Source organism: Burkholderia sp. 3C, assembly GCF_054589155.1.
In genome coordinates this window covers 1-21,746 of the sequence record NZ_BAAILN010000019.1, presented here as the reverse complement: position 1 = coordinate 21,746, position 21,746 = coordinate 1, and the positions used below count along the sequence as shown (strand labels likewise).

At 65.3% G+C, this 21,746-nt stretch carries 21 protein-coding genes and 1 pseudogene; 12 read left to right on the top strand and 10 right to left on the bottom strand.

The features are described 5' to 3' along the window. Positions 1-99: 99 nt before the first annotated feature. Entirely contained in the window at positions 100-759 is a 660-nt protein-coding gene (locus ACYP33_RS02850) for a ThuA domain-containing protein (protein ID WP_414440694.1), read from the bottom strand. A 457-nt stretch (positions 760-1,216) separates the two neighbouring features. On the opposite strand from ACYP33_RS02850, the gene hisD reads away from it, so the two are divergent. Continuing rightward, the gene (gene hisD / locus ACYP33_RS02845) at positions 1,217-2,503 is read left to right on the top strand and encodes a histidinol dehydrogenase (protein ID WP_414440692.1); all 1,287 of its coding nucleotides are present in this window, start codon (positions 1,217-1,219) and stop codon (positions 2,501-2,503) included. Between the two features lie 81 nt (positions 2,504-2,584). Here the strand turns inward: hisD and ACYP33_RS02840 are convergent, their stop codons facing one another. Then, positions 2,585-3,733, bottom strand: a complete 1,149-nt coding sequence (locus ACYP33_RS02840; protein WP_459619591.1) for an MFS transporter — start codon at positions 3,731-3,733, stop codon at positions 2,585-2,587. Positions 3,734-3,853: 120 nt separating this feature from the next. Then, entirely contained in the window at positions 3,854-5,278 is a 1,425-nt protein-coding gene (locus tag ACYP33_RS02835) for an APC family permease (RefSeq protein ID WP_414440690.1), read from the bottom strand. 402 nt (positions 5,279-5,680) lie between these two features. Between ACYP33_RS02835 and ACYP33_RS02830 the strand changes: the two are divergent. From ACYP33_RS02830 to ACYP33_RS02805, 6 genes and pseudogenes are all read left to right on the top strand, one after another. After that, positions 5,681-6,413, top strand: a pseudogene (locus ACYP33_RS02830) (integrase core domain-containing protein). Positions 6,414-6,614: 201 nt separating this feature from the next. Then, positions 6,615-7,232, top strand: coding sequence for a LysE family translocator (locus ACYP33_RS02825; protein ID WP_459619589.1), 618 nt, complete (start codon positions 6,615-6,617; stop codon positions 7,230-7,232). Positions 7,233-7,372: 140 nt separating this feature from the next. Continuing rightward, on the top strand, positions 7,373-8,266 hold the full coding sequence (locus ACYP33_RS02820) for a LysR family transcriptional regulator (RefSeq protein ID WP_459619587.1): 894 nt from the start codon (positions 7,373-7,375) through the stop codon (positions 8,264-8,266). Positions 8,267-8,446: 180 nt separating this feature from the next. Continuing rightward, positions 8,447-9,634 (top strand): CaiB/BaiF CoA transferase family protein, encoded by a 1,188-nt coding sequence (locus ACYP33_RS02815; protein WP_459619585.1) that lies wholly within the window; start codon positions 8,447-8,449, stop codon positions 9,632-9,634. Continuing rightward, positions 9,631-10,389 (top strand): enoyl-CoA hydratase, encoded by a 759-nt coding sequence (locus ACYP33_RS02810; protein WP_459619583.1) that lies wholly within the window; start codon positions 9,631-9,633, stop codon positions 10,387-10,389. Before ACYP33_RS02815 ends, ACYP33_RS02810 begins: the two co-directional genes overlap by 4 nt. Positions 10,390-10,425: 36 nt before the next feature. Further along, positions 10,426-11,736, top strand: coding sequence for an MFS transporter (locus ACYP33_RS02805; RefSeq protein WP_459619581.1), 1,311 nt, complete (start codon positions 10,426-10,428; stop codon positions 11,734-11,736). A gap of 6 nt (positions 11,737-11,742) precedes the next feature. Here the strand turns inward: ACYP33_RS02805 and ACYP33_RS02800 are convergent, their stop codons facing one another. Continuing rightward, the gene (locus tag ACYP33_RS02800) at positions 11,743-12,471 is read right to left on the bottom strand and encodes an SDR family NAD(P)-dependent oxidoreductase (protein ID WP_414440684.1); all 729 of its coding nucleotides are present in this window, start codon (positions 12,469-12,471) and stop codon (positions 11,743-11,745) included. A gap of 103 nt (positions 12,472-12,574) precedes the next feature. Between ACYP33_RS02800 and ACYP33_RS02795 the strand changes: the two genes are divergently transcribed. After that, the gene (locus tag ACYP33_RS02795; protein ID WP_414448666.1) at positions 12,575-12,949 is read left to right on the top strand and encodes a winged helix-turn-helix transcriptional regulator; all 375 of its coding nucleotides are present in this window, start codon (positions 12,575-12,577) and stop codon (positions 12,947-12,949) included. A gap of 240 nt (positions 12,950-13,189) precedes the next feature. Further along, complete coding sequence (locus tag ACYP33_RS02790) at positions 13,190-13,438, top strand: hypothetical protein (RefSeq protein ID WP_459619578.1); 249 nt, start codon at positions 13,190-13,192, stop codon at positions 13,436-13,438. Positions 13,439-13,549: 111 nt separating this feature from the next. Here ACYP33_RS02790 and pcaC read toward each other — a convergent pair whose 3' ends face one another. The 6 genes from pcaC to ACYP33_RS02760 form a co-directional block, all read right to left on the bottom strand. Beyond that, on the bottom strand, positions 13,550-13,954 hold the full coding sequence (pcaC, locus tag ACYP33_RS02785) for a 4-carboxymuconolactone decarboxylase (RefSeq protein ID WP_459619576.1): 405 nt from the start codon (positions 13,952-13,954) through the stop codon (positions 13,550-13,552). A gap of 11 nt (positions 13,955-13,965) precedes the next feature. Beyond that, the gene (gene pcaD / locus ACYP33_RS02780) at positions 13,966-14,751 is read right to left on the bottom strand and encodes a 3-oxoadipate enol-lactonase (RefSeq protein ID WP_459619574.1); all 786 of its coding nucleotides are present in this window, start codon (positions 14,749-14,751) and stop codon (positions 13,966-13,968) included. 12 nt (positions 14,752-14,763) lie between these two features. Continuing rightward, on the bottom strand, positions 14,764-16,122 hold the full coding sequence (locus ACYP33_RS02775; protein ID WP_459619572.1) for a 3-carboxy-cis,cis-muconate cycloisomerase: 1,359 nt from the start codon (positions 16,120-16,122) through the stop codon (positions 14,764-14,766). Positions 16,123-16,266: 144 nt separating this feature from the next. Beyond that, positions 16,267-16,923, bottom strand: a complete 657-nt coding sequence (locus ACYP33_RS02770) for a 3-oxoacid CoA-transferase subunit B (protein WP_414448671.1) — start codon at positions 16,921-16,923, stop codon at positions 16,267-16,269. A gap of 17 nt (positions 16,924-16,940) precedes the next feature. Beyond that, the gene (locus ACYP33_RS02765; protein WP_414440677.1) at positions 16,941-17,642 is read right to left on the bottom strand and encodes a 3-oxoacid CoA-transferase subunit A; all 702 of its coding nucleotides are present in this window, start codon (positions 17,640-17,642) and stop codon (positions 16,941-16,943) included. A gap of 146 nt (positions 17,643-17,788) precedes the next feature. Beyond that, the gene (locus ACYP33_RS02760) at positions 17,789-19,018 is read right to left on the bottom strand and encodes a 4-hydroxybenzoate 3-monooxygenase (protein ID WP_414448672.1); all 1,230 of its coding nucleotides are present in this window, start codon (positions 19,016-19,018) and stop codon (positions 17,789-17,791) included. A gap of 115 nt (positions 19,019-19,133) precedes the next feature. Between ACYP33_RS02760 and ACYP33_RS02755 the strand changes: the two genes are divergently transcribed. From ACYP33_RS02755 to ACYP33_RS02745, 3 genes are all read left to right on the top strand, one after another. Then, positions 19,134-20,057 (top strand): LysR family transcriptional regulator, encoded by a 924-nt coding sequence (locus ACYP33_RS02755; protein ID WP_459619570.1) that lies wholly within the window; start codon positions 19,134-19,136, stop codon positions 20,055-20,057. Between the two features lie 118 nt (positions 20,058-20,175). Next, entirely contained in the window at positions 20,176-20,838 is a 663-nt protein-coding gene (gene folE / locus ACYP33_RS02750; protein ID WP_414440674.1) for a GTP cyclohydrolase I FolE, read from the top strand. Beyond that, positions 20,838-21,650: an SDR family oxidoreductase gene (locus ACYP33_RS02745; protein ID WP_459619568.1), complete on the top strand. Its 813-nt coding sequence runs from the start codon at positions 20,838-20,840 to the stop codon at positions 21,648-21,650. The genes folE and ACYP33_RS02745 overlap by 1 nt, the downstream gene beginning before the upstream one ends. The last annotated feature ends 96 nt before the right edge of the window (positions 21,651-21,746 follow it).

Genomic DNA, 21,746 nt, shown 5'->3' with positions numbered 1-21,746 from the left:
ATCGTTCCGCAAAGTAATGAAAATTTAAAGCCACGAGCCGCCCAACGGGCGAGACCGAGGCACTGCCGAGAGCGCGCTCGGTGATGGAGCTGACAACGATCAGGCCCGCACGGCCCATTGCAGCCCCTGCTTCGTCAGGCGGCGGACATTGGGGTCCGCGAGGTTGCCGGTGTCGTGGCCAATCGAGTGATAGAAGACGCGCCCATCGCCCCACTGCTTGACCCACGCGACAGGGCTCTTGTTGCCGGCCAGCCACGGAAACGGCTTACCGTCGAACGTGGTCTCGGCGAGCATGTGGTTGTTCGGATCAACCTGCATGTAATACTGCTCGGATCGCACTTCGAAGTCCTGAACACCTTGTGTAACGGGATGCTCGCGGTCAATAAGATTCACCTGATACGGATGGGGATAGCCCTCGCCCGCCGGATGTTCGACGAACGAGCCGCCCAGCACCATGTGGTAGCGCAGGCTGGCGCGGAACGCAGCGCCAGCGCCATGCCAGGCAGCCAGGCCCGTTCCGCCTTCGATTGCCTCGAGGAGACGGTTCTCCTGCGATTGCGTCAGCGTTTCGGTCGTGACCGCGTTGTTCCAGCCAATCACGATGAGATCGAATGCGGTGAGATCGCGGTCGAGCGTGAAGATGTCCGTCGACGCTTCGACTTCCCAGTCCAGCTCGTCGAGCAACTCGCGCGTCCAAGCGGCGACTTCGTACGGAAAGTGTCCCGGCCAGCCGCCGTAGAGATGCAGTACACGCGCCATGATCCGACTCCTTTAATGAGATAACTTATACGTATAAGTTGCGTATGCTGAAAGAACAATTCGTGGGTGTCAAGCCAAGTGAGTACCTTTAGATGTTGAAAAGAACGAATGACGTGGATCGACGCACTGGGTGCGCCGCTCTGCATCTATCTCGCACATCGAATCGGTGAGGCCTGCACCTCCGCGGCACAGCTCCACAAGCCTTTCATTGGCGATCTCGATACGAAATGAGGTAGCCGTGCGCCACATTTCGCTGAAGACGGTCGCTCAGAACTGCGTCGCATCGAACAGGCGACGTGCGCCACATCGCGCCCATTCGAGCCAGTTTGCGAAATTGCTCCCGACAAACCTGCCACCGACAATCAGCCGTCCGATTCGACGAATCGGAAAAGGCTTTCCGCCCGATGCGCACTCCGTGTCTGCATTGGACGGATCTACGTGTTCTCGGAGGTGTTGGGTGATTCGGTATCTGAAGAAAAGCAAGCCTGTGGAAGTGCAGGCGGAGATCGCGAACCAGGTTCGCGCGACGGTGGAAACCATCATTGCGGAAGTCGCTGCAGACGGCGATACCGCCGTTCGTAAGTATTCCAAACAATTCGACAGCTGGGCCCCGGCATCCTTTCGTCTGAGCGATGAAGAGATTCAGGCCTGTGTCGCTACGCTGTCCGCGCGTGAAATCGAGGACATCCGCTTCGCGCAAGCTCAGGTTCGCCGCTTCGCCGAGGTCCAGCGTTCTGCGCTGAAGGATGTCGAGGTAGAAACCCTGCCCGGTGTGGTCCTCGGCCACAAGAACATCCCGGTGAATTCCGTTGGCTGCTACATCCCGGGCGGCCAATACCCGCTGCTTGCATCGGCACACATGAGCGTGCTTACTGCGAAAGTCGCGGGCGTCAAGCGCGTGGTGGCTGTCGCTCCGCCCTTCGCCGGCAAGCCGCATCCCGCAATCGTGACCGCCATGCACCTCGCCGGCGCCGATGAGATCTACTGCGCCGGCGGCGTCCAGGCCATCGCGGCACTGGCGCTCGGCACCGAGCAGTTTCATCCGGTCGACATGATCGTAGGCCCCGGCAATGCCTATGTCGCGGAAGCCAAGCGACAGTTGTTTGGCAAGATCGGCATTGATCTCATCGCCGGCCCGACCGAGACCCTCGTGATCGCCGACGATTCGTCCGACGTCGAAATCGTTGCGGCCGACCTGCTGGGACAGGCCGAACACGGCGTGAATTCGCCGACCGTGTTCCTGACGAACTCGAAGCAACTGGCCGAAGATCTGCCGGCGGAGATCGAGCGTCAGCTCGCTATTCTGTCTACCGCTCCGGTGGCTTCGGTGGCATGGCGCGACTATGGCGAAATCGTGCTCTGTGACACGCTCGACGAGATGGTCGAGGAAGCCGACCGTATCGCATCGGAACACGTTCAGGTGATGACGCGCGATCCGCTGTATTTCCTGCAGCACATGACGAACTACGGCGCGTTGTTCCTCGGCGATCGTACCAACGTCTCGTATGGCGACAAGGTCATCGGGACCAACCATACACTGCCGACCATGAAGTCCGCGCGATACACCGGCGGGCTCTGGGTCGGCAAGTTCATCAAGACTTGCACGTATCAGCGAGTGCTGACCGACGAAGCGTCGGCGCTCGTCGGCGAATATTGCTCACGCCTCTGTGCTATGGAAGGCTTCGCCGGCCACAAGGAGCAGGCGGACATTCGCGTGCGCCGCTTCGGCAAGGTCCCCGTCTAACGGCGGCCGCGCGCCCCGCTCGATGAAAAAGGCACCCGCAAGAGGGTGCCTTTTTCATGGGTGATGCGCGGCACATTCCGGTCAGGAATTCACATCCGATAAGACGATCCGCGCGGATGCCGCCACCACCAGCAACAAGCCTGCGACAATCAGGAACGACGTCGGCAAGCCGAATGCTTCTGCAACACCTCCCAGCATCGCCGGTCCGGCAAGCATCTCGGCATAGCCCATGGTCGCAACGACCGGCATCGCCAGCTCGGCCGGCATGCGCCGCTGCCTCGACATCTGCAGAAACAGCAACGGAACGATGTTGGCGATCCCCAAGCCAATCACCGCAAACAACAGCAGCAGGACCATCCACTGGCTCAGCGACACCAACGCGGCAAGGCCTGCCGCCGCAACGATCGAGCCCACCAGTAAGACCCTGGCGCCGCCAACAGCGTGCGCGATTCGGTCACCGCTAAGTCGGCCGAGAGCCATCGTCGCGGCGAACACCGCGTAACCATATCCCGCATGCGCCTGACTGAACGCCTTCTGCGTGGTCAGGAACACGCCGCTCCAGTCGAGGACAGCACCTTCGGCCAGGAACGCCACGAGACATAAGACACCCACCCATACTACGTGCGGAGTCGGCACGCCTAGACGAAACTTGGCTCCGGCGCCGGTTTTTCTAATGAAATGCCGTCCGGCGAACAGCCATAGCAGAACCATCGTGCCGACCACGCACGCAACCGCCTGAAGCCCTGGAAAATTCAGTGAGAGCAGCGTACTGACGCCGGCCGAGCCTACGATGGCGCCAATGCTGAACCAGGCGTGGAAGCCGGACATCAGCGATTCCTCGTGCATGCGCTGCACGACGGCTGCCTGCAGGTTCATAGCCGACTCGGTCATGCCGATACCACCGCCGAAAAGGAACAGGCTGGCCGACAACACCCGCACATCGTTGGTCCATACCAGCGCGAAGAGACATGCACATACGAGCGGGCCGGACAACAGAATGATGCTTCGACATCCGAAGCGGCTTGCCGCGGCGCTTCCGATAGGCATAGCGATCAGGCTTCCAACACCAAACCATAGCAAGGCAAGCCCGAATTCACTGTCGTGCAGCCCCATCCGCGCTTTGGCAAGGGGGGCGAGTGGCGCCCAGCTAGACAGCATGAAGCCAAACGAAAAAAAACCGGCACGCGTCGAAATGCGCGCCCACACGGCGCTGCGAGGCGGCGGACTCATTACGCATGTACTCATCGGCGTCGAGATTCTCCAGATTGCAAAACCCAAAGCGATCCGGCACCGGTTCGTCTTTCGACGGACAGGTGCCGGGGCTAAATTGACCGAATGTGTTGGAGACGATCAGATTTTCAGTTCCACGCTACGCCCGAAGACGTATCGGACCACGAAGTAATAAGCGAGGCCCAGGGCCAGCCAGATCAGTCCCATCTTCAGCGTAGCCGCCCGCATGGCGACCATCAAAGCGATAATCACGACGAAGCCGATGGTCGGGAGGATCACGTGATTCCACACGTCTTTCGATTTCTTCTTGATTCGGAAGTAGCCGATCACCGACAGGTTGACCAAGATGAACGCGGAAAATGCACCGAAGTTCTGGAACAGCGCCAGATCGTCAAGCCGATCCTGGAACGCCAGCGCGATCACGAGCGACACCACCGCCACGAACAAGTTCGCGACATAAGGTTGACGCGACTTGCGCGAAAGACGCGAAAACACCTTGGGCAACTGGCGGTCGCGGCCCATCGCGAAGATAATCCGCGCAATGGCCATCTGGCAGACGATCGTGCACGGCACCCCAAAGGCGACCGCGGTGCTAATTGAGGTCATCGCGAACAACCAGTGCCCGCTGGCATACGCCGAAATATCGTAGAACGCGCTGTCCGGAGACAACACCTTGGCGCCCGGTGCCAAATCAGCGGCAATCCAGCTCTGCAAGACGAACAGCACCGCGATGATAATCAGCGTCGCCATGCCAGCGAAGCTCGACATGTGGCGCTGCTCGCTCTTCACTTCCTCGCCGAGCGTGGTGATGGCATCGAAGCCGAGGAAGTTCGTCGAGCCGATCAGAATCCCCGTGCCAAGCCCCGCCCATGTGAATGCATGGATATTGAACAGCGAGCCGAGCGTCAGCCCGCCGTGGCCTTTCCCGCTGTACAGGGCGATCAGCCCCGCACCGACGAATGCTGCGAGCACGACCAGCATGACGACCAGGAACGCTTGGTTGACCTTCGCCGTAACCGACACGCCGACCAAGTTCAACACGGTCCCGAGCCCGACGAAACCGAGAATCCATATCGAGCGGGGAATCTCGGGGACCAGGCTATTCATCGCCACTGCGCTGACGACTGCCAGCAGACCCGGCGCAATGATGTAGTCGAGAAACACCAACCACCCGGCGAGAAACCCGGCCAAATCACCGATGCCGTTTTGCGCATAGGTGTATGCAGAGCCAGCGACCGGAAACTCTTTGCTCAACACCTGATAGCTGCGCGCCGTGAACATCATCGCTACCACGCTGACGAGATACACAAGCGGCACCATCCCACCGCTGACATTCGCGATGATGCCGTACAAGGCGAATGGCGCAATGGGCAGCATGTACACCATGCCGTAGATAATCAAATCGAGAACGCTTAATTCGCGACGCAGCTTCAAAGCCGAGCCATGACCATTAACTACAGAATCCGAATTCCCTGTATTGGGCAATTCAGCAACCACACCAACGGCATTTGCACCGAAGGTATCGCGAGACAGATTATTTGCCATTTCCGACATCCTTTGACTTCGAGAGACGAGGACACAACTCATCATCTTTCAGGGGCACGCCAACATTCGAGGCGATCATCCTGATCGAGACTTATACGTATAAGTCGCATCGTCATGCGCTCAATTTCCTGTGTCAACACTTTTGAGCTGCGGCGTATACCCCTATCTCGAAAGCTCGCACACGGAAACGGACTCACACCTCATCTGGACTCGCGCACAAAGCTACTCCCCCCACCAAGTGTCGCGAAATAAGCGTCGAACTGCGTCACGAGAAATCTCACTGGCGCAAATTTTGCGACATAGTGAGTCGACTCATAAATCTGACAATTAAACTGACCTGAGACGAATCGTGTAGCCAAACGGCAAGTGAGTTTTCTTATCCGATCGACCAATGAGAACTCGATGAAGAATCGCTACACCGACGTACAGATCATTCGCGTCCTGCGGGAATCCGAGCGTCACGAGGAACCGGTGAACGATCTGTGCAAGCGGCACAACATCACGGAGCAGACGCTCATCGCTGGCGAAACAAATTCGACGGCATGGACGTGCCCGAAGCTCGTCGACTCGAAGAGCTCGAATGAAGGCCTTGAAGCTGAACGTTCCGAGGCGCCGCCCGCGCCGGCGTCGCTGCGGCAGCGATATTCGCTTACCCCCTGGCGACTCGACCAACACTGCGGTCGAATAGCGGGCAACATCGATTGCAACCAGGTTCAGGGGCTGCGTACCTTCCGGCAAGTCGGCCATTTCGGTTTCCGCCGGCGGATGGTGAACGGACGGTCCCAAAGATGCCTGTTACCCCTCACGGCTGACATTCTGCATGTACTACGGCGCGGAATTTACCGCTGCTCGCGTCATGCGGTGGCTGCGCGACGCAAGCGTCGGCCCCGCGTTCATCGCACCTGGCAGCCCTTGGCAGAACGGATTTGTCGAAGGCTTCAACGGCAAACTTCGCGACGAGTTACTGAACCGGGAATGGTTTCGCAACCGGGCGGAGGCCAAAGTGCTGATAGAGCAATGGCGTCAGCTCTACAACGAAAAGCGTCCGCACACTGCGCATCGCTACCAACCTCCAGCCGCGGTCTGTCGAGCCTGGCGGGATTCCGATTACATCGACAACCGACTCACTGCTTGAGTGGCTACAAAATTCCGCCGCAGGTCAAAAATTAAGAACAACTTTTCTGACAGCCAACAGAAACTGCGAATCCATCCCTTGTCCCTCACCCACCTCGTACCGGCTCCTTCCCGCCAAACTGTACCGGTACCGTACAGACAACTGTCGCTACACTGCCTCCTCACCGACTCGATTCCCGCAACAGTCTCAAGAGGCACCACCATGAATTTCCTGACCCTGAGCGCCCTTCCCGCCGGCATGCTGTTCGCCCTCGTCACGTCGATCACGCCCGGCCCGAACAACACCATGCTGCTCGCATCGGGCGTCAATTTCGGCTTCCGCCGCACGCTGCCGCACATGGTCGGCATCAGCACCGGCGTCGCGCTCATGATGGTGGCGGTGGGCTTCGGCCTCGGCGAAGCGTTCGCGCGGTTGCCGGTGCTCTACACGGTGCTGGAGGTCGCGAGCATCGCCTACCTGCTGTATCTGGCCTGGCGCATCGGCACGTCGGGCGAAGTGAACGCCAACAACGGCAAGTCGCGCCCGATGACGTTCGTCGAGGCCGCGCTGTTCCAGCTCGTCAACCCGAAGGCCTGGATGATGGTGCTGACGGCCGCCACCACCGTTCAGCTCTCGCACGGCTACGGCGCGAGCGCGATCGGCATGGCGGTGGTGTTCATCTTGGTGGGCTTTCCGTGCATCAGCGTGTGGGCCGCGTTCGGCCAGGGCATGCGCGGCTTTCTGTCGAACCCGCGCCGCCTGCGGATGTTCAACGTGACGATGGCCGTGTTGCTGGTGGCCTCGCTCTACCCGCTCGTGGCGAAGCTCGTCGCGGCCTGAACGGGGCACGCTCCGGACACGCGCCGCCCGATCGTTCGGCATCCTGTCCGTTCCGGGCGGCCGCGAGCAGGCGCCCCCCGCGCGCCGGGTTAGTATGGCCGTCCTCCCCCTGCGAGGCCGCGGCCCCGGCCCTCCCGCCGATGAAAGTCGATACCACCACCGTCCGCCTGATCGTCGCGATGGTCGAAGAAGGCAGCATCTCGCGCGCCGCCAACCGGCTCGGGCTGGCGGTGGCGGCGGCCTCGCGGCGCGTGACGGATCTCGAAACGCAGCTCGACGCGCGCCTGTTCCGGCGCGTCGCGCACGGCGTGGAGCTGACCGAAACCGGCCACAAGCTGGTGGGCTACCTGCAGCAGATCGACAACCTCGTCGAGCGCCTGGCCGGCGACGCGCGCACGCTGGTCGGCGGCCTCAACGGCCGCATCATCATCGGTGCGCCGAAGGCGGTGGTAATCGAATTCCTGGCGGCCGATATCGCCGCGATCCAGCGCGCCTACCCGGGCATCTCGTTGAAGATCGTCGAGGAGAACAGCAAGATCGTTCAGCAGATGCTGCGCGACCGCGTGATCGACATCGGCATCTATGAAAGGAAGAGCGGCTTTCTCGATCTGCCGCCGATCCGCTATCGCGAGGATCGCCTCGTGCTCGTTTACCACCGCTCGCATTTCACGTTCGCCACCACGCCGGTGCCGCTCGACGCCCTGTTCGACGTGCCGATCGTCAGCCTCGGCAAGGGCTCGGCGGTGCTCACGGCGGTGCAGCGCGCGTTCCGCAGCAGCGGCCGGCGCTTCGACAACGATTACTCGGTCACGGGCTTCGATTCGATGCTGGCCGTGGTGCGCCACGGCCTCGGCGTGGGCCTGATGCCGCCTTCCGTACTGCGAAGCTTCCATCCCGAGCCCGAGATCGTCACGGCCGAACTCGAAGGCGACTGGCCGCAGCGCAGCTACGTGCTGTCGTTCGTCGAAGGCCACGCGCAGGCGCAAACGCTCGCCAACATCGTGCAGGCGCTGGTGGGCAACGCAGCGGCGTAAACCCGCAGCGCAGCGCGCGCCACCCTCTTGCCGCCCTCGCGCAGCCTTCGCGATCCGCGAAACCAGCCATGACCGTTACAGGCTTGCCGCTGCCATCCCCGTGCGCGACAGTCTCCGGACAGCACGACCGCCGGCAATCCCCCCGCCGCGCGGCCCCGAGACACCCGCACGGAGACACTCATGACGCAATCCCCCGCCCTTCCCCTCGACGGCATTCGCGTGCTCGACGTCAGCCAGGTCATGGCCGGGCCGTTCGCCTGCATGATGCTGGCCGACCTCGGCGCCGACGTGATCAAGGTGGAGCCGCTCGAAGGCGACCAGACGCGCGGCGCGATGGGCTTCAAGATGAAAGGCCCGGACAGCATGGGGTTCCTGAACATGAACCGGAACAAGCGCTCGGTGGCGCTCGATTTGAAGACGGACGAAGGCCGCGAATTCTTCTACGAACTGGCCAAAAGCGCCGACGTGATCGTCGAGAACTACCGGCCGGGCGTGGTGCAGCGGCTGCGCATCGATTACGACACCATCCGCGCGATCAATCCGAAGATCGTCTACGCGAGCATTTCCGGGTTCGGGCAGAGCGGCCCGTGGTCGGCGCGGCCGGGCTTCGACCTGATGGCGCAGGCGATGTCGGGCGTGATGAGCGTGACGGGCTACAAGGGCGGCAAGCCGGTCAAGGCCGGCGTGCCGGTGGCCGATATCGGCTGCGCGCTGTTCGCGGTGTATGGCGTGCTGTCGGCCTACATCGGCGCGCAGAAGTCGGGCGAGGGCCAGCATATCGACGCGTCGCTGTTCGATGCGGCGATGGCGTTCTCGATCTGGGATATGTCGGACTACTGGGGAACCGGCGTCGAGCCGCAACCGCTCGGCACCAGCAACAAGATGAGCGCGCCGTATCAGGCGGTCAAGGCGCGCGACGGTTACTTCGTGATGGGCGCGACGAACCAGAAGCTGTGGGCGCGCTTATGCGAACTGCTCGACCGCCCCGACCTGTTCGAGCATCCGCAGTTCGAAACGGTGTCGCTGCGCCTGAAGCACCGCGAGGCGCTGATCGAATCGCTGGAAACCTCGTTCGGCACGCGCGATTGCGAGGTCTGGATCGCCACCATGCTCGATGCGGGCATCCCGGCCGGCCCGATCCTGTCGTACCCCGAAGCATTCGGCAGCGAGCACGCGCAGCACCGCGGCATGTGCATGGAAATCGATCACCCGAACGAGGGCAAGGTCAAGAACATCGGCTTCCCCGTCAAGCTGCTCGGCACGCCGCAGCGCGTGCGACGCCATCCCCCGCTGCTCGGTGAGCACAACGAAGAATTGCGCGCCGAACTGGCTGCCCTGCGCCAGGCGCGCGCCGGAGCCGAACAATGAGCGAACTCGTCCGGCTCGAACGGCCCGAACCGGCGCTGGCCACGATCGTGATCGATCGGCCGCAACGCCACAACGCGATGTCGATGCCGATGTACGCCACGCTGCTCGACCTGATCGGGCAGGTGCGCGAGGACCGCAGCGTGCGCTGCGTGCTGTTGCGCGGCGCGGGCGGCAAATCGTTCGTGTCGGGCACCGACATCGATTACTTCCGCGATTTCCACGACGGCCGGCAGGGCGTGGCCTACGAGGCGCAGGTCGAGCGCGTGATCGACGCGATCGAGCGCATCGAGGCGCCCACGGTGGCGGTCGTGGACGGCTGGGCCGTGGGCGGCGGCCTCGCGATCGCCACGGCCTGCGACTTCCGCGTCTGCACCGAAGGATCGCGCTTCGGCGCGCCGATCGCGAAGACGCTGTCGAACACGCTCGCCACGCGCAACCTGGCCCGCCTCGCGGCCGCATTCGGCGTGCCGCGCGTCAAGAAGATGCTGCTGCTGGCCGATTTCATCGACGCGGCCGAAGCCAAGCATTGCGGCTACGCCTACGAGGTGGTGACGAAGGAGCACATCGATGCGTCCGCAACGGCCCTGGCGCAACGGCTCGCCGCGCTGTCGCCGGTCACGCAGCACGCCGTGAAGGAAAGCCTGCGGCGGCTGGTGGTCGAGCATCGCTTCGACGACGACGATCTGGTCGAGCACGTATACGGCAGCCAGCGCTTTCGCGACGCGGTGGCGGCGTTCGGCTCGCCCGCGAAATAGCCACACGACGAAAAAAAGCAACGATCAGGAGACGACATGAAGCGCGTAACGCTCAAGGCCAGCACCACCGTCCTGGTGATGCTGTGCCTGATGTACTTCATCACCTACGTGGACCGCGTGAACATCAGCACGGCGGCCGGCCAGTTCAAGACGCAACTGGGGCTGTCGAACACCGAACTCGGCATCGTGTTCTCGGCGTTCGCGTATCCGTACGTGATCTTCCAGTTCATCGGCGGCTGGGTCAGCGACCGCTTCGGCGCGCGCCGCACGCTGCTGGCCTGCGCGGCGATCTGGACCGTCGCCACCGCGCTGACCGGCATAGCCGGCGGCTTCGTCTCGCTGATCGCGGCGCGCCTGCTGCTCGGCCTCGGCGAGGGCGCCACGTTCCCCGCCTCGACCAGCGCGATGGCCTCGTGGATCGCCCGCGACAAGCGCGGCATGGCGCAGGGCATCACGCATTCGTCGGCGCGGCTGGGCAACGCCATCGCCCCGATGCTGGTGCTCGCGCTGATGACCACCTTCGACTGGCGCTTTTCGTTCTACTTGCTGGGCGGCTTGAGCGCGGTGTGGCTGGTGGTCTGGCATCTGACCTACACCGAGAAGCCGGCCGACCATCCGCGCATCACGCGCGCCGAACTCGACATCCTGCCGCCGCCGAAAACGCATCCGGTCGATCCGCCCGGCACCTGGTGGCGCCTCTACAAGCGCATGGCGCCGATCTCGGCCGTCTACTTCTGCTACAACTGGATCCTCTGGCTGATGCTCGACTGGATGCCGCTGTACTTCATGCACACGTTCCACCTGAACATCAAGAAGGCGGTGATCTTCACGTCGGGCGTGTTCATCGCGGGCGTGATCGGCGACCTGGCGGGCGGCATGGTCAGCGACCGGCTGCTGCGCCGCACCGGCAACCTGAAGCGCGCCCGCAGTTACCTGGTGGCGACCTGCATGGCGCTGACCGGCCTCTCGCTGGTGCCGGTGGTGCTGCTGCACGACCCGGTGTATTCGCTGATCTTCCTCGGCGCGGCGATGTTCTTCAACGAGATGAACATCGGCCCGATGTGGGCGATCCCGATGGACGTGGCCTACGACCGCGCGGGCACGGCCAGCGGCATCATGAGCGGCAACGGCTTCATCGCGGCGATCGTCAGCCCGGTGATCGCGGGGCTGATCGCCGACCGCCTGCACAACTGGGATCTGACGTTCATCCTGTCGATCGGCGTGATGGCCTGCGGAATCCTGCTCAGTTTCGCGATGAAGCCGAACCGGCCGTTCAGCAACGACGCCGCGCGGGCGCAGGACGACGCGCTGCTGCTGTACGCGAAGGATCACCCCGCCCGCCACTGAGCCCGCCTAAGCGATCATCCCGCCATCCACCACCAGTTCGGCACCCGAAACAAACGAGCTGTCGTCGCCGGCGAGGAACAGCGCCGCGGCGGCCGCCTCGTCGGGCCGGCCGATGCGGCCCAGCGGGATCATGCCGGCCAGCATGCGCGTCACCTCCTCGCCGGCGCTGGCCATCATCGGCGTGTCGATCGGGCCCGGGCTCAACGTGTTCACGCGAATGCCGCGCCCGGCCAGCTCCTTCGCCCAGGTGCGCGCGTACGACCTGACCGCCGCCTTCGAGGCCGAATAGGTGCCGAAGCCCGCATTGCCGACCGAGCCCGCGATCGAGCCGACCAGCACGATGCTGCCGCCTTCGCGCATCAGCGGCACGGCGCGCTGCACCGTGAAGAACAGGCCGCGCACGTTCAGATCGAACACCTGATCGAAATGCGCCTCGGTGGTGGCCTCCAGCGTCGTCTGCCCGGCCACGCCCGACGAGGTCACCAGAATGTCGAGGCCGCCCGCCTTCGCCTCGATCACCCCGAACAGCCGGGCCAGATCCTCGGCGCGCGTGACGTCGGCCTGTACCGCTTCCACACGCCCGCCGATTTGTTCGCATGCCTCATCGAGTTGCGCCTGCCGGCGGCCCGCGATGAACACCTGCGCGCCGGCCTCGGCCAGCTTCCGCGCGATCGCCAGGCCGATACCGCTGTTGCCGCCCGTCACCAGCGCGGTCTTGCCTTCGAGTTTCAACACTTGCCACCTCGTCGAATGGGTTGAGTGTCCGACAAGATATACGGTGTATATTTGCTGTCAATTACGCACCACCCATAGCGCAGATATACGAAGGGATACCGGCATGGATGCAAAAGCGAGCGATCCGTTCGCCGAAATCAACGCGACGCGGATCGTGCTCGAACAGATCGCCAACAAGTGGTCGGTGTTGATTCTGGCGGTGCTGTGCACCGAACCGTCGCGCTTCAACGCGATCAAGCGGCGGCTCGATCCGATCACGCACAAGGCGCTCACCGAGGCGTTGCGGCGGCTCGAACGCAACGGCCTCGTCAACCGGCGCGTGATCGCATCGTCGCCGGTGGCCGTGGAATATTCGATCACGCCGCTCGGCCTCACCTTGCGGGAACCGTTCGTGGCGCTGATCTCGTGGGCCGGCCGGCACGGCGGCCGGATCGAGGATGCGCAGCTCGACTACGACAGCAAAGCGCAGGAAACCTGAACGTTCGCCCTGCCGCATTTCCCATCTCGCTTCCGTTCGTCACGCTGTGCTGCAGCCGCCCGACCTCCGCCCCGACGCTCGAACTGTAAAGCGCGCACCTCGCACGACGGCGCGCGGCGGCCCGACCCGGCCCCGCATTTCGCATCGATGCGCGCTTGCGGGCCGCTTCGGCGCGGCGTAGCCTGAGCGCTCCGGACGCTGGCGCGTCGAGGGCGCACCCGCCCGGGCGGGAGGGATCCGATGAACACCATCATGAAAGCCGGCGACCGCATCGAAGGCCTGCACTGGCTCGCCGAATATCATCCGAACACGCATCACATCCGCGTGATGCGCGAGCACAGCGAGGTGGGCACCTACATCGCGCCGCGCACGCTGTTCGGCGACGAGCACACGCTGCGTGCGGCCACCTGCGCCGACCGGCGCGGCATCGAAGCGGCGCTGCGTGCCTATTTGCGGCAGTTCGCGAAGACGCACGACGCGGCGGAGTGACGGCGGGGCATCGCCGTAAACGACACGACGGCCGCAAGGGCCGTCGTCGAATCAAAGCAGCGAAGGCGGCGCATCGTGCACCGCCTTCCTTTTCATGCACGCCGCAACGCCTTACTCCGCAACAGCAGCAGCAGCAGCCGCATCCTCGTCCTTGAAGATCTTGTCGGCCAGGTGGAACGCCGAATTCGCCGCCGGCACGCCGCAATAGATCGCCGTCTGCATCAGCACTTCCTTGATCTCGTCGCGCGTCACGCCGTTGTTCTTGGCCGCGCGCAGGTGCAGCGCGAGTTCCTCGCTGCGGTTCAGCGCCACCATCATCGAGATCGTCAGCAGGCTGCGCGTATGGCGCGGCAGGCCCTCGCGGGTCCAGATCTCGCCCCACGCATAGCGCGTGATCAGGTCCTGGAACTCGGTGGTCAGTTCGCTGCGGTTCGCGAGCGAGCGATCCACGTGGGCCTCGCCGAGCACGGCGCGGCGCACGCTCAGGCCGCCTTCGTAACGTTGCTTGTCGTCCATCTGCGGCTCCGTCAGGCGGTCAGGAATTCGATCAGCGCGCGATTGAAGCCCTCGGCGCATTCGATATTGGAGATGTGCGCGGCGTCGAATTCGACATGCTTCGCGCCCGGAATCGCGGCGGCCAGCGCGCGGCCCAGATCGGGCGGCGTGGACGTGTCGTGCGCGCCCGTCACCACCAGCACCGGCAGCGCGATGCCCTTCACTTCCTCGCGCAGGTCGGCGGCGTTCAGCGCGTCGCAGTTCGCGGCGTAGCCGTGGCTGTCGTGATGCACGAACGTGTCGCGCACGGCGTCGATCAGGCGCGGCTCGGCGGCGAAGAATGCCTTCTTGAACCAGCGTTGCAGCACGACGTCGACCAGCGCGGCCATGCCTTCGTCGCGCGCCTTCGCGGCACGCGGCCCCCACACTTCGGACGAGCCGATCTTGGCGCCCGTGTTGGCCAGCACGGCACGCACGATGCGTTGCGGGAAGCGTGCGGCCAGGGCCGCGCCGGTCAGGCCGCCCATCGAGATGCCGCAGAAGTTCGCACGCGCGATGTTCAGGTGATCGAGCAGGCCGATCACGTCGCCGGCCAGTTGCTCGACGGTGTACGAGCCGGCCGGCGTCTCGGAATGGCCGTGGCCGCGCGTGTCGTAGCGCAGCAGGTTGAAGTGTGCGCCGAGCGCATCGCGCTGCGCGGCCCACATCGACAGATCGGCGCCGAGCGAATTCGAAAACACCAGCCAGGGCGCATCGGCGCTGGCGGCACGGTCGATCCGGTAATGCAGCTTCACACCATTGACGGTCGCAAAAGGCATCGAGAGTTCTCCTTAATGGCCGCTCGCGTAGCGCGCGAGCACGGCATCGACGAAGGCCGCGGCCTCGCCGACGTATTGAGCAGGGTCCAGCAGGCGCGCGAGCGCCTCGGGTGCGAGATGATGGGTGACGGCCGGGTCGGCGGCCAGCACCTCGTGCAGCGTGCGGTTCGAGCGCACCGCTTCCTTCGAGGCGGCTTCGACCAGGTGATGCGCGTCGAGCCGGCCGATCTTGTCGCCGAGCGCCAGCATCACGGCCTCGCCGAGCACCAGGCCGCGCGTGGCGCCGAGGTTCGCGGCCAGCCGCGCGGTGTCCACGTTCAGCCCTTCGGCGATCGGCGCGAGCGTGGCCAGCGCGCCGCCGGCCATGCGCGCGAGTTCGGGCAGCGCGTCCCATTCGGCTTGCCAGCCGCCGAGCGCGCGCTCGTGCTCCTGCACCATCCCGGCGAACACGGTGGCCAGCAGGCCCGGCGCGCGCACGGCGGCGGTCAGCACCGCGGCGCAGCCGACCGGGTTGCGCTTGTGCGGCATGGTGGAAGAACCGCCCTTGCCGGCCGCGGCCGGTTCGGCCAGTTCGCCCACTTCGGTCTGCATCTGCAGCGAGATATCGCGCGCGATCTTGCCGAGCGTGCCGATCAGCATCGCGAAGAACGCGGCCGTTTCGGCGATGCGATCGCGCTGGGTGTGCCACGGCACGTCGGGCAGCGTCAGTTGCAGCTCGTCGGCCAGCGACGCGGCCACGCGCGGCGCGGCCTCGCGCAGGCTCGCCAGCGTGCCGGCCGCGCCGCCGAATTGCAGCACCGGCACGTCGCGGCGCAGCGCGTCGAGCCGCTGGCGATGGCGGCCGAGCGCGTCAAGCCATTGCGCGAATTTCAGGCCGAGCGTGATCGGCAGCGCCTGTTGCAGCCAGGTGCGGCCGATCATCGGCGTGGCGCGATGCGCACGCGCCAGTTCGGCCAGCGCGGCGCACACGCGGTCGAGCAGCGGCGCGATCGCGTCGAAGCTGTCGCGCAGTTGCAGCATGAGGCCGGAATCGATGATGTCCTGGCTCGTCGCGCCCCAATGGACGAACTTGGCCGCGTCGGCGTCGTCGTCCTTCACGCGGACGGTCAGTTGCTTGACGAGCGGAATCGCGAGGTTGCCGCCGAGCGCGGCGTCGCGCGCCAGCGCATCGGCGTCGAGCCGTTCGGCGCGGCAGGCGGCCACGATCGGCGCAACGGCCGAGTCGGGAATCACGCCATTGGCGGCCAGCGCGCGCGTGAGCGCGGCCTCGACGTCGAGCATCCGTTGCAGCGTCGCGGTGGGCGACCAGATCCGGATGAGCGAGGCGTCGCCGCCGATGAGGGCGGTCAATCGGGCACTGTCTTCGAACATGGAATGATCAGCAGATCGGGAGGGGCCGGGAGCGCGTATTGTCCACCGAAGCGCGGCGGTGTGCGCGCCCGGCGGCGCGGGCGCCGCGCGTGGAACGGCGGATGCCTCGCGCGGCGGCCATCGCGGCAGGAAGGTAGCGCGCGCTTACGCGGTCGCGCGTTCGGTCGCGTCGATCAGCGGGACGCCGGTGAGCGTCTGCAGTTCGTCGAACGACAGGTCGGTGAAGATCTCGCGCACGGCCAGGCCATCGCGCGTCACGTCGAGCACGGCCAGATCGGTGTAGATGCGCGTCACGCAGCCGATCCCGGTGACGGGGTACGAGCACTCGGCGGCGATCTTGCTTTCGCCCTGCTTGGTCAGGTGATCCATCATCACGAACACCTGCTTCGCGCCGATCGCCAGATCCATCGCGCCGCCCACGGCCGGAATCGCGTCGGGCGCGCCGGTGTGCCAGTTCGCCAGGTCGCCCTTGGCCGACACCTGGAACGCGCCGAGCACGCAGTAGTCGAGATGGCCGCCGCGCATCATCGCGAACGAATCGGCGTGATGGAAATACGCGCCGCCCGTCAGCAGCGTGACGTGCTGCTTGCCGGCATTGATCAGTTCGTCGTCCTCATGGCCGGCCTCGGGCGCGGGGCCCATGCCGAGCACGCCGTTCTCGCTGTGCAGGAACACTTCCTTGTTGGCGTCGAGGTGGTTCGCCACCAGCGTCGGCACGCCGATGCCGAGGTTCACGTACGCGCCGTCGGGAATATCCTGCGCGACGCGCTGGGCCATTTCATCGCGGGTCAGTCGTTTCATCTTGGTGTTCTCCGGGGTCAGGCGGCTTGCGCGGCGAGTTCGGCCGCATGCACGGCTTGCGGCACTTCGACGACGCGCTGCACGAAAATGCCCGGCGTCACGATATGTTCGGGATCGAGGCCGCCCAGCTCGACGACCTGCGACACCTGAACGATGCTGGTCTTGGCCGCGCTGGCCATCACCGGCCCGAAGTTGCGGGCCGTCTTGCGATAGACCAGGTTGCCCCAGCGGTCGCCCTTGAACGCCTTGATCAGCGCGAAATCGGCGTGGATCGGCGTTTCGAACACATAGTGCTTGCCGTCGATCTCGCGCGTTTCCTTGCCTTCGGCCAGCTTGGTGCCGTAGCCGGTGCGCGTGAAGAAGCCGCCGATGCCGGCGCCCGCCGCGCGAATGCGCTCGGCCAGGTTGCCCTGCGGCACCAGTTCCAGCTCGATCTCGCCGGCGCGGTAGAGCGCGTCGAACACCTGCGAATCGGCCTGGCGCGGGAACGAGCAGATGATCTTGCGCACGCGCTTGGCCTTCAGCAGCGCGGCCAGGCCGGTTTCGCCGTTGCCGGCGTTGTTGTTGACGATCGTGAGATCACGCGCGCCGTGTTCGATCAAAGCGTCGATCAGCTCGGACGGCATGCCTGCCGTGCCGAAGCCGCCGATCATGACCGTCGCGCCGTCGTGGATGTCGGCAACCGCCGACTGGAGGGATTCGAAAATCTTGTTGACCATGGCTCATCCTGGGGGAATCCGCGTCGCAGCATGCGACGGTCGGACAGCGCGCCGGATTGTGCTCGGGCCGCGCCGCACCGGATCGTCTCCCGATCCGGTTTTGTTCGTTATTCGAACTCAGATTCGATTAGCGAACGATGCGGCGATCATAGAATCTCGCTCAATGCGTTGTCAAGGCGGGGTGCTACCGAGACGCGGGCGTCGTCGAACGGCAAACCCACGTAGTTTTCGGCCAGCGCCTGCGCGGCGGCGGGCGAGCGCGTCACGTATTTGAGCTCGGCCAGCTTGAGGCGGTTGACGAACGGCGTGTCCTCGGCCGACGGATGCAGCATGTTGGTCATGAAGTACGAGAAATGCTCGGCGCGCCAGACGCGCTCCAGGCAGGTGGCCGAATAGGCGTCGATCGGCGCGTCGTCGCCAGCGTAGTGGGCGGCCAGCGCCCGCGACAGCGCGCGTACGTCGGCCACGGCCAGGTTCATGCCCTTCGCGCCGGTCGGCGGCACGATGTGCGCGGCGTCGCCGGCCAGGAACAGGCGGCCGTGGCGCATCGTCTCGCACACGAAGCTGCGCATCGGCGTGACGCTCTTCTGCGTGATCGTGCCCTCGGTGGGCGTCCAGCCGCTGCGGTTCGCGAAGCGCGTGTGCAGTTCGTCCCAGATCCGCGCGTCGGACCAGTCGGCCAGATCCTCGTCGGGGCGGCATTGCAAATACAGGCGCGTCACGCTCGGCGAGCGCATCGAGAACAGCGCGAAGCCGTTGTCGTGATGCGCGTACACCAGTTCGTCGAGCGACGGCGCGGCGTCGGCCAGGATGCCGAGCCACGCGTACGGATACACGCGTTCGAAGCAGCGTTGCAGCGTTTCCGGGATGGTTTGCCGCGCGAGGCCGTGGAAGCCGTCGCAACCGGCGATGAAATCGCAATCGATGCGCTCGGCGCGGCCATCCTGGCGCGTGAACGTCACGGCCGGGCGCTCGCCCGTCACGTCGTGCAGCGCCACGTCGCTGACCTCGAAATGCATCGCGTGGCCGTGTTCGACGCCGGCCGCGATCAGGTCGCGCACCACCTCGTGCTGGCTGTAGACGGTGATCGCGCGGCCGCCCGTCAGCGCCGACAGGTCGATGCGGTGCCGCTCGCCCGAGAACAGCAGTTCGATGCCGTGGTGGACCAGCCCCTGGCGGCGCATCCGCTCGCCGAGGCCCGCCTCGTTCAGCGTATCGACGGTGCCCTGCTCCAGCACGCCGGCGCGAATCCGGTTCTCGCAGTATTCGCGTGAGCGCGCTTCGATCAGCACCGCGTCGATGCCTTGCAGGCGAAGCAGATGGGACAGCAGCAGCCCGGCGGGACCGGCGCCGACAATCGCGACTTGGGTACGCATTGTTCGTCTCCTGAACATTGATTCGAGTAATGAATCGGATGTTCGGGCTTCACCGACTATGCGGCAATCCCATTTTGGAGATATGTTTCATATCGATTTCCGATAGTGCGCCCCCGTGCCCGAACTCGATCTGAACCTGATTCCCTACCTCGTCGCGCTCGACGACGCGCGCAACGTGAGCCGTGCGGGCGACCTGCTCGGCGTGAGCCAGCCGCGCGTGAGCGCCGCGCTCGGCCGGCTGCGCGAGCACTTCGGCGATCCGCTGTTCGTGCGCACCTCGCGCGGCATGGAGCCCACGCCGCGCGCGCTGGCGCTGGTGCCGGCCGCGCGCGACGCGCTCGCGCAAATCCGCCGCGGCCTCGACACGCCGCACGATTTCGATGCGGCCACCACTACCGGCACGTTCTCGATCGCGCTGTCCGACGTCGGCGAGATCGTGTTCCTGCCGCGCTTGCTGCAGGCGCTGGCGCGCCGCGCGCCGCATGCGAACTTGCGTTCGGTGTCGCTGCCGCACGCGGAGGTGGAGCGCGGGCTGGAGGCCGGCGCGGTCGATCTGGCGGTGGGCTATTTCCCCGATCTCGACGGCAGCAACTTCTTCCAGCAGCGTCTGTTCACGCATCGGTTCATCTGCCTGATGCGCCGCGAGCATCCGCTGGCCGGCATGCCGCTGACGGTCGAGCAGTACCTCGCGTGCGGCCACGCCGTGGTGCGCGCCGAGGGGCGCAGCCAGGAAGTGCTGGAGCAATACCTCGCGAAGGCGCGGCTGCAACGGCGCGCGGTGCTCGAAACGCCGCACTTCATGAGCCTGCCGTTCATCCTCGGCCGCACCGACCTGATCGCCACCGTGCCGCACGCGATCGGCTATGCCTATGCGGCCGAGCATGCGTCGATCACGCTGGTGGAGCCGCCGCTGCCGCTGCCGCGTTTCGATCTGCGCCAGCACTGGCATCGCAAATATCACAACGACGCGCGCGCCGCGTGGCTGCGCGGCGTGGTGGCCGGGCTGTTCAACGACGCGCTCGACGAATGGCCGAAATGAGCGGCCCGGCGTCCGATTTCGCCTGCTCGCGGCCGATGCGCCGGCCGGCGAACGCATCGAATCCATGAAACAATGCCCGGTCAGCCGCGCCAAGCGGCGCCAACCGGAGCCTTTCAGCATGTCCAAACGCAAGACCGCCAGCAAGGCGGCAGCCGAGCCGGTGGCCGTCGCGGCCGCCGAACCCGTCACGCGCCCGAGCCGCGCCGAAGCCGAAGATGCCGTGCGCGTCCTGCTGCGCTGGGCCGGCGACGATCCCGCACGCGAAGGCCTGCTCGATACGCCGGCGCGCGTGGCGCGCGCCTACGAGGAATTCTTCGCGGGCTACCAGCTCGAACCGCGCGACATCCTCGCGCGCACCTTCAGCGAAGTCGAAGGCTACGACGAGATGATCGTGCTGAAGGACATCCGCTTCGAGAGCTACTGCGAGCACCACATGGTGCCGATCATCGGCCGCGCGCACGTGGCCTATCTGCCGAACTCCCGCGTGGTCGGCATCTCGAAGCTGGCGCGCCTGGTCGACGCGTTCGCCAAGCGCCTGCAGATCCAGGAAAAGATGACCGTGCAGATCGCCGACACGCTGTTCGAGGTGCTGCAACCCAAGGGCGTCGGCGTGATCCTCGAAGCGGCGCACCAGTGCATCTCCACGCGCGGCATCCACAAGCCCGGCGTGGAGATGGTCACGTCGCGGATGCTCGGCACGTTCCGCACCGATCCGGCGACGCGTCGCGAATTCCTCTCGATCGTGTCGAATTCGTCGGCGATCAACCTCGCCAATACGTGATGGCCGCGCCAGCGCCCACGCCGGATGGGCCGGACACCCCGGTCGTGCTCGTGACGGGTGCGGCGCGCCGCGCCGGCCGCGCGTTCGCCCGGCACTTCGGCACGCACGGCTACCGCGTTGCGATCCACTACGACCGCTCGGCCGACGCGGCCGCCGACGCCGCCGATGAAATCGGCGCGGCCGGCGGCGAGGCGGTGGCGTTGCAGGCCGACCTTGCCGACGCGAATGCCTGCGCCGCGCTGATCGATGCCGTGTACACGCGCTTCGGGCGGCTCGACGTGCTCGTCAACAACGCCTCGGTGTTCTGGCAGGATCACTTCCCCGGCTTCGACCTGGCCGCGCTCGACAGCGCGTGGACGATCAACTGCCGCGCGCCGATCCTGCTCGCGCGCACGTTCTACGCGCGCGCCAAGGTGCTCGGCCAGCAGGGCGTGGTGATCAACGTGATCGACCAGAAGATCAAGGAAAACTTCCACCGCGACCACTTCAGCTACACGGTCGCGAAGGCCGCGCTCGGCAACCTCACGCAGATGCTGGCGATGTCGGCCGCGCCGGTGCTGCGCGTGAATGCCGTGTTCCCGGGCCTGATGCTGCCGAGCGACGACCAGACCGCGGCCGATTTCGCGCACGCGAGCCGCGCCTCCACGCCGCTCGCGCGCATCGCCGGCCCGGACGACGTGGCGAACGCCATCCTGCTGCTCACGGGCAGCGCCTACAACGGCGTGGATTTCGTGGTGGATGCGGGGCAGAACCTGATCCGCGTGGATCAGGACGTGCTGTACAAGCATCGCTCGCCGGTGCGCGAGCACTGAGCCCCTGACCGCATCGATCGATGCGGAATCCCAACGATTCGATGCCGGGCACCGGCCACGGCGCGGCTCCCGAAAACGCTCACCTTCGGGCGCCGC

Excerpts from the sequence above, each read along its gene's own strand:
- ACYP33_RS02810 (WP_459619583.1), top strand. The coding sequence starts at position 9,631 with ATGAGCGAACTCGTCCGGCTCGAACGGCCCGAACCGGCGCTGGCCACG.
- folE (WP_414440674.1), top strand. The coding sequence starts at position 20,176 with ATGTCCAAACGCAAGACCGCCAGCAAGGCGGCAGCCGAGCCGGTGGCC.
- ACYP33_RS02805 (WP_459619581.1), top strand. The coding sequence starts at position 10,426 with ATGAAGCGCGTAACGCTCAAGGCCAGCACCACCGTCCTGGTGATGCTG.
- ACYP33_RS02835 (WP_414440690.1), bottom strand. The coding sequence starts at position 5,278 with ATGGCAAATAATCTGTCTCGCGATACCTTCGGTGCAAATGCCGTTGGT.
- ACYP33_RS02760 (WP_414448672.1), bottom strand. The coding sequence starts at position 19,018 with ATGCGTACCCAAGTCGCGATTGTCGGCGCCGGTCCCGCCGGGCTGCTG.
- ACYP33_RS02775 (WP_459619572.1), bottom strand. The coding sequence starts at position 16,122 with ATGTTCGAAGACAGTGCCCGATTGACCGCCCTCATCGGCGGCGACGCC.
- ACYP33_RS02745 (WP_459619568.1), top strand. The coding sequence starts at position 20,838 with ATGGCCGCGCCAGCGCCCACGCCGGATGGGCCGGACACCCCGGTCGTG.
- ACYP33_RS02840 (WP_459619591.1), bottom strand. The coding sequence starts at position 3,733 with ATGAGTCCGCCGCCTCGCAGCGCCGTGTGGGCGCGCATTTCGACGCGT.
- ACYP33_RS02765 (WP_414440677.1), bottom strand. The coding sequence starts at position 17,642 with ATGGTCAACAAGATTTTCGAATCCCTCCAGTCGGCGGTTGCCGACATC.
- ACYP33_RS02825 (WP_459619589.1), top strand. The coding sequence starts at position 6,615 with ATGAATTTCCTGACCCTGAGCGCCCTTCCCGCCGGCATGCTGTTCGCC.
- ACYP33_RS02790 (WP_459619578.1), top strand. The coding sequence starts at position 13,190 with ATGAACACCATCATGAAAGCCGGCGACCGCATCGAAGGCCTGCACTGG.
- pcaD (WP_459619574.1), bottom strand. The coding sequence starts at position 14,751 with ATGCCTTTTGCGACCGTCAATGGTGTGAAGCTGCATTACCGGATCGAC.
- pcaC (WP_459619576.1), bottom strand. The coding sequence starts at position 13,954 with ATGGACGACAAGCAACGTTACGAAGGCGGCCTGAGCGTGCGCCGCGCC.
- ACYP33_RS02850 (WP_414440694.1), bottom strand. The coding sequence starts at position 759 with ATGGCGCGTGTACTGCATCTCTACGGCGGCTGGCCGGGACACTTTCCG.
- ACYP33_RS02815 (WP_459619585.1), top strand. The coding sequence starts at position 8,447 with ATGACGCAATCCCCCGCCCTTCCCCTCGACGGCATTCGCGTGCTCGAC.
- ACYP33_RS02820 (WP_459619587.1), top strand. The coding sequence starts at position 7,373 with ATGAAAGTCGATACCACCACCGTCCGCCTGATCGTCGCGATGGTCGAA.
- ACYP33_RS02770 (WP_414448671.1), bottom strand. The coding sequence starts at position 16,923 with ATGAAACGACTGACCCGCGATGAAATGGCCCAGCGCGTCGCGCAGGAT.
- ACYP33_RS02795 (WP_414448666.1), top strand. The coding sequence starts at position 12,575 with ATGGATGCAAAAGCGAGCGATCCGTTCGCCGAAATCAACGCGACGCGG.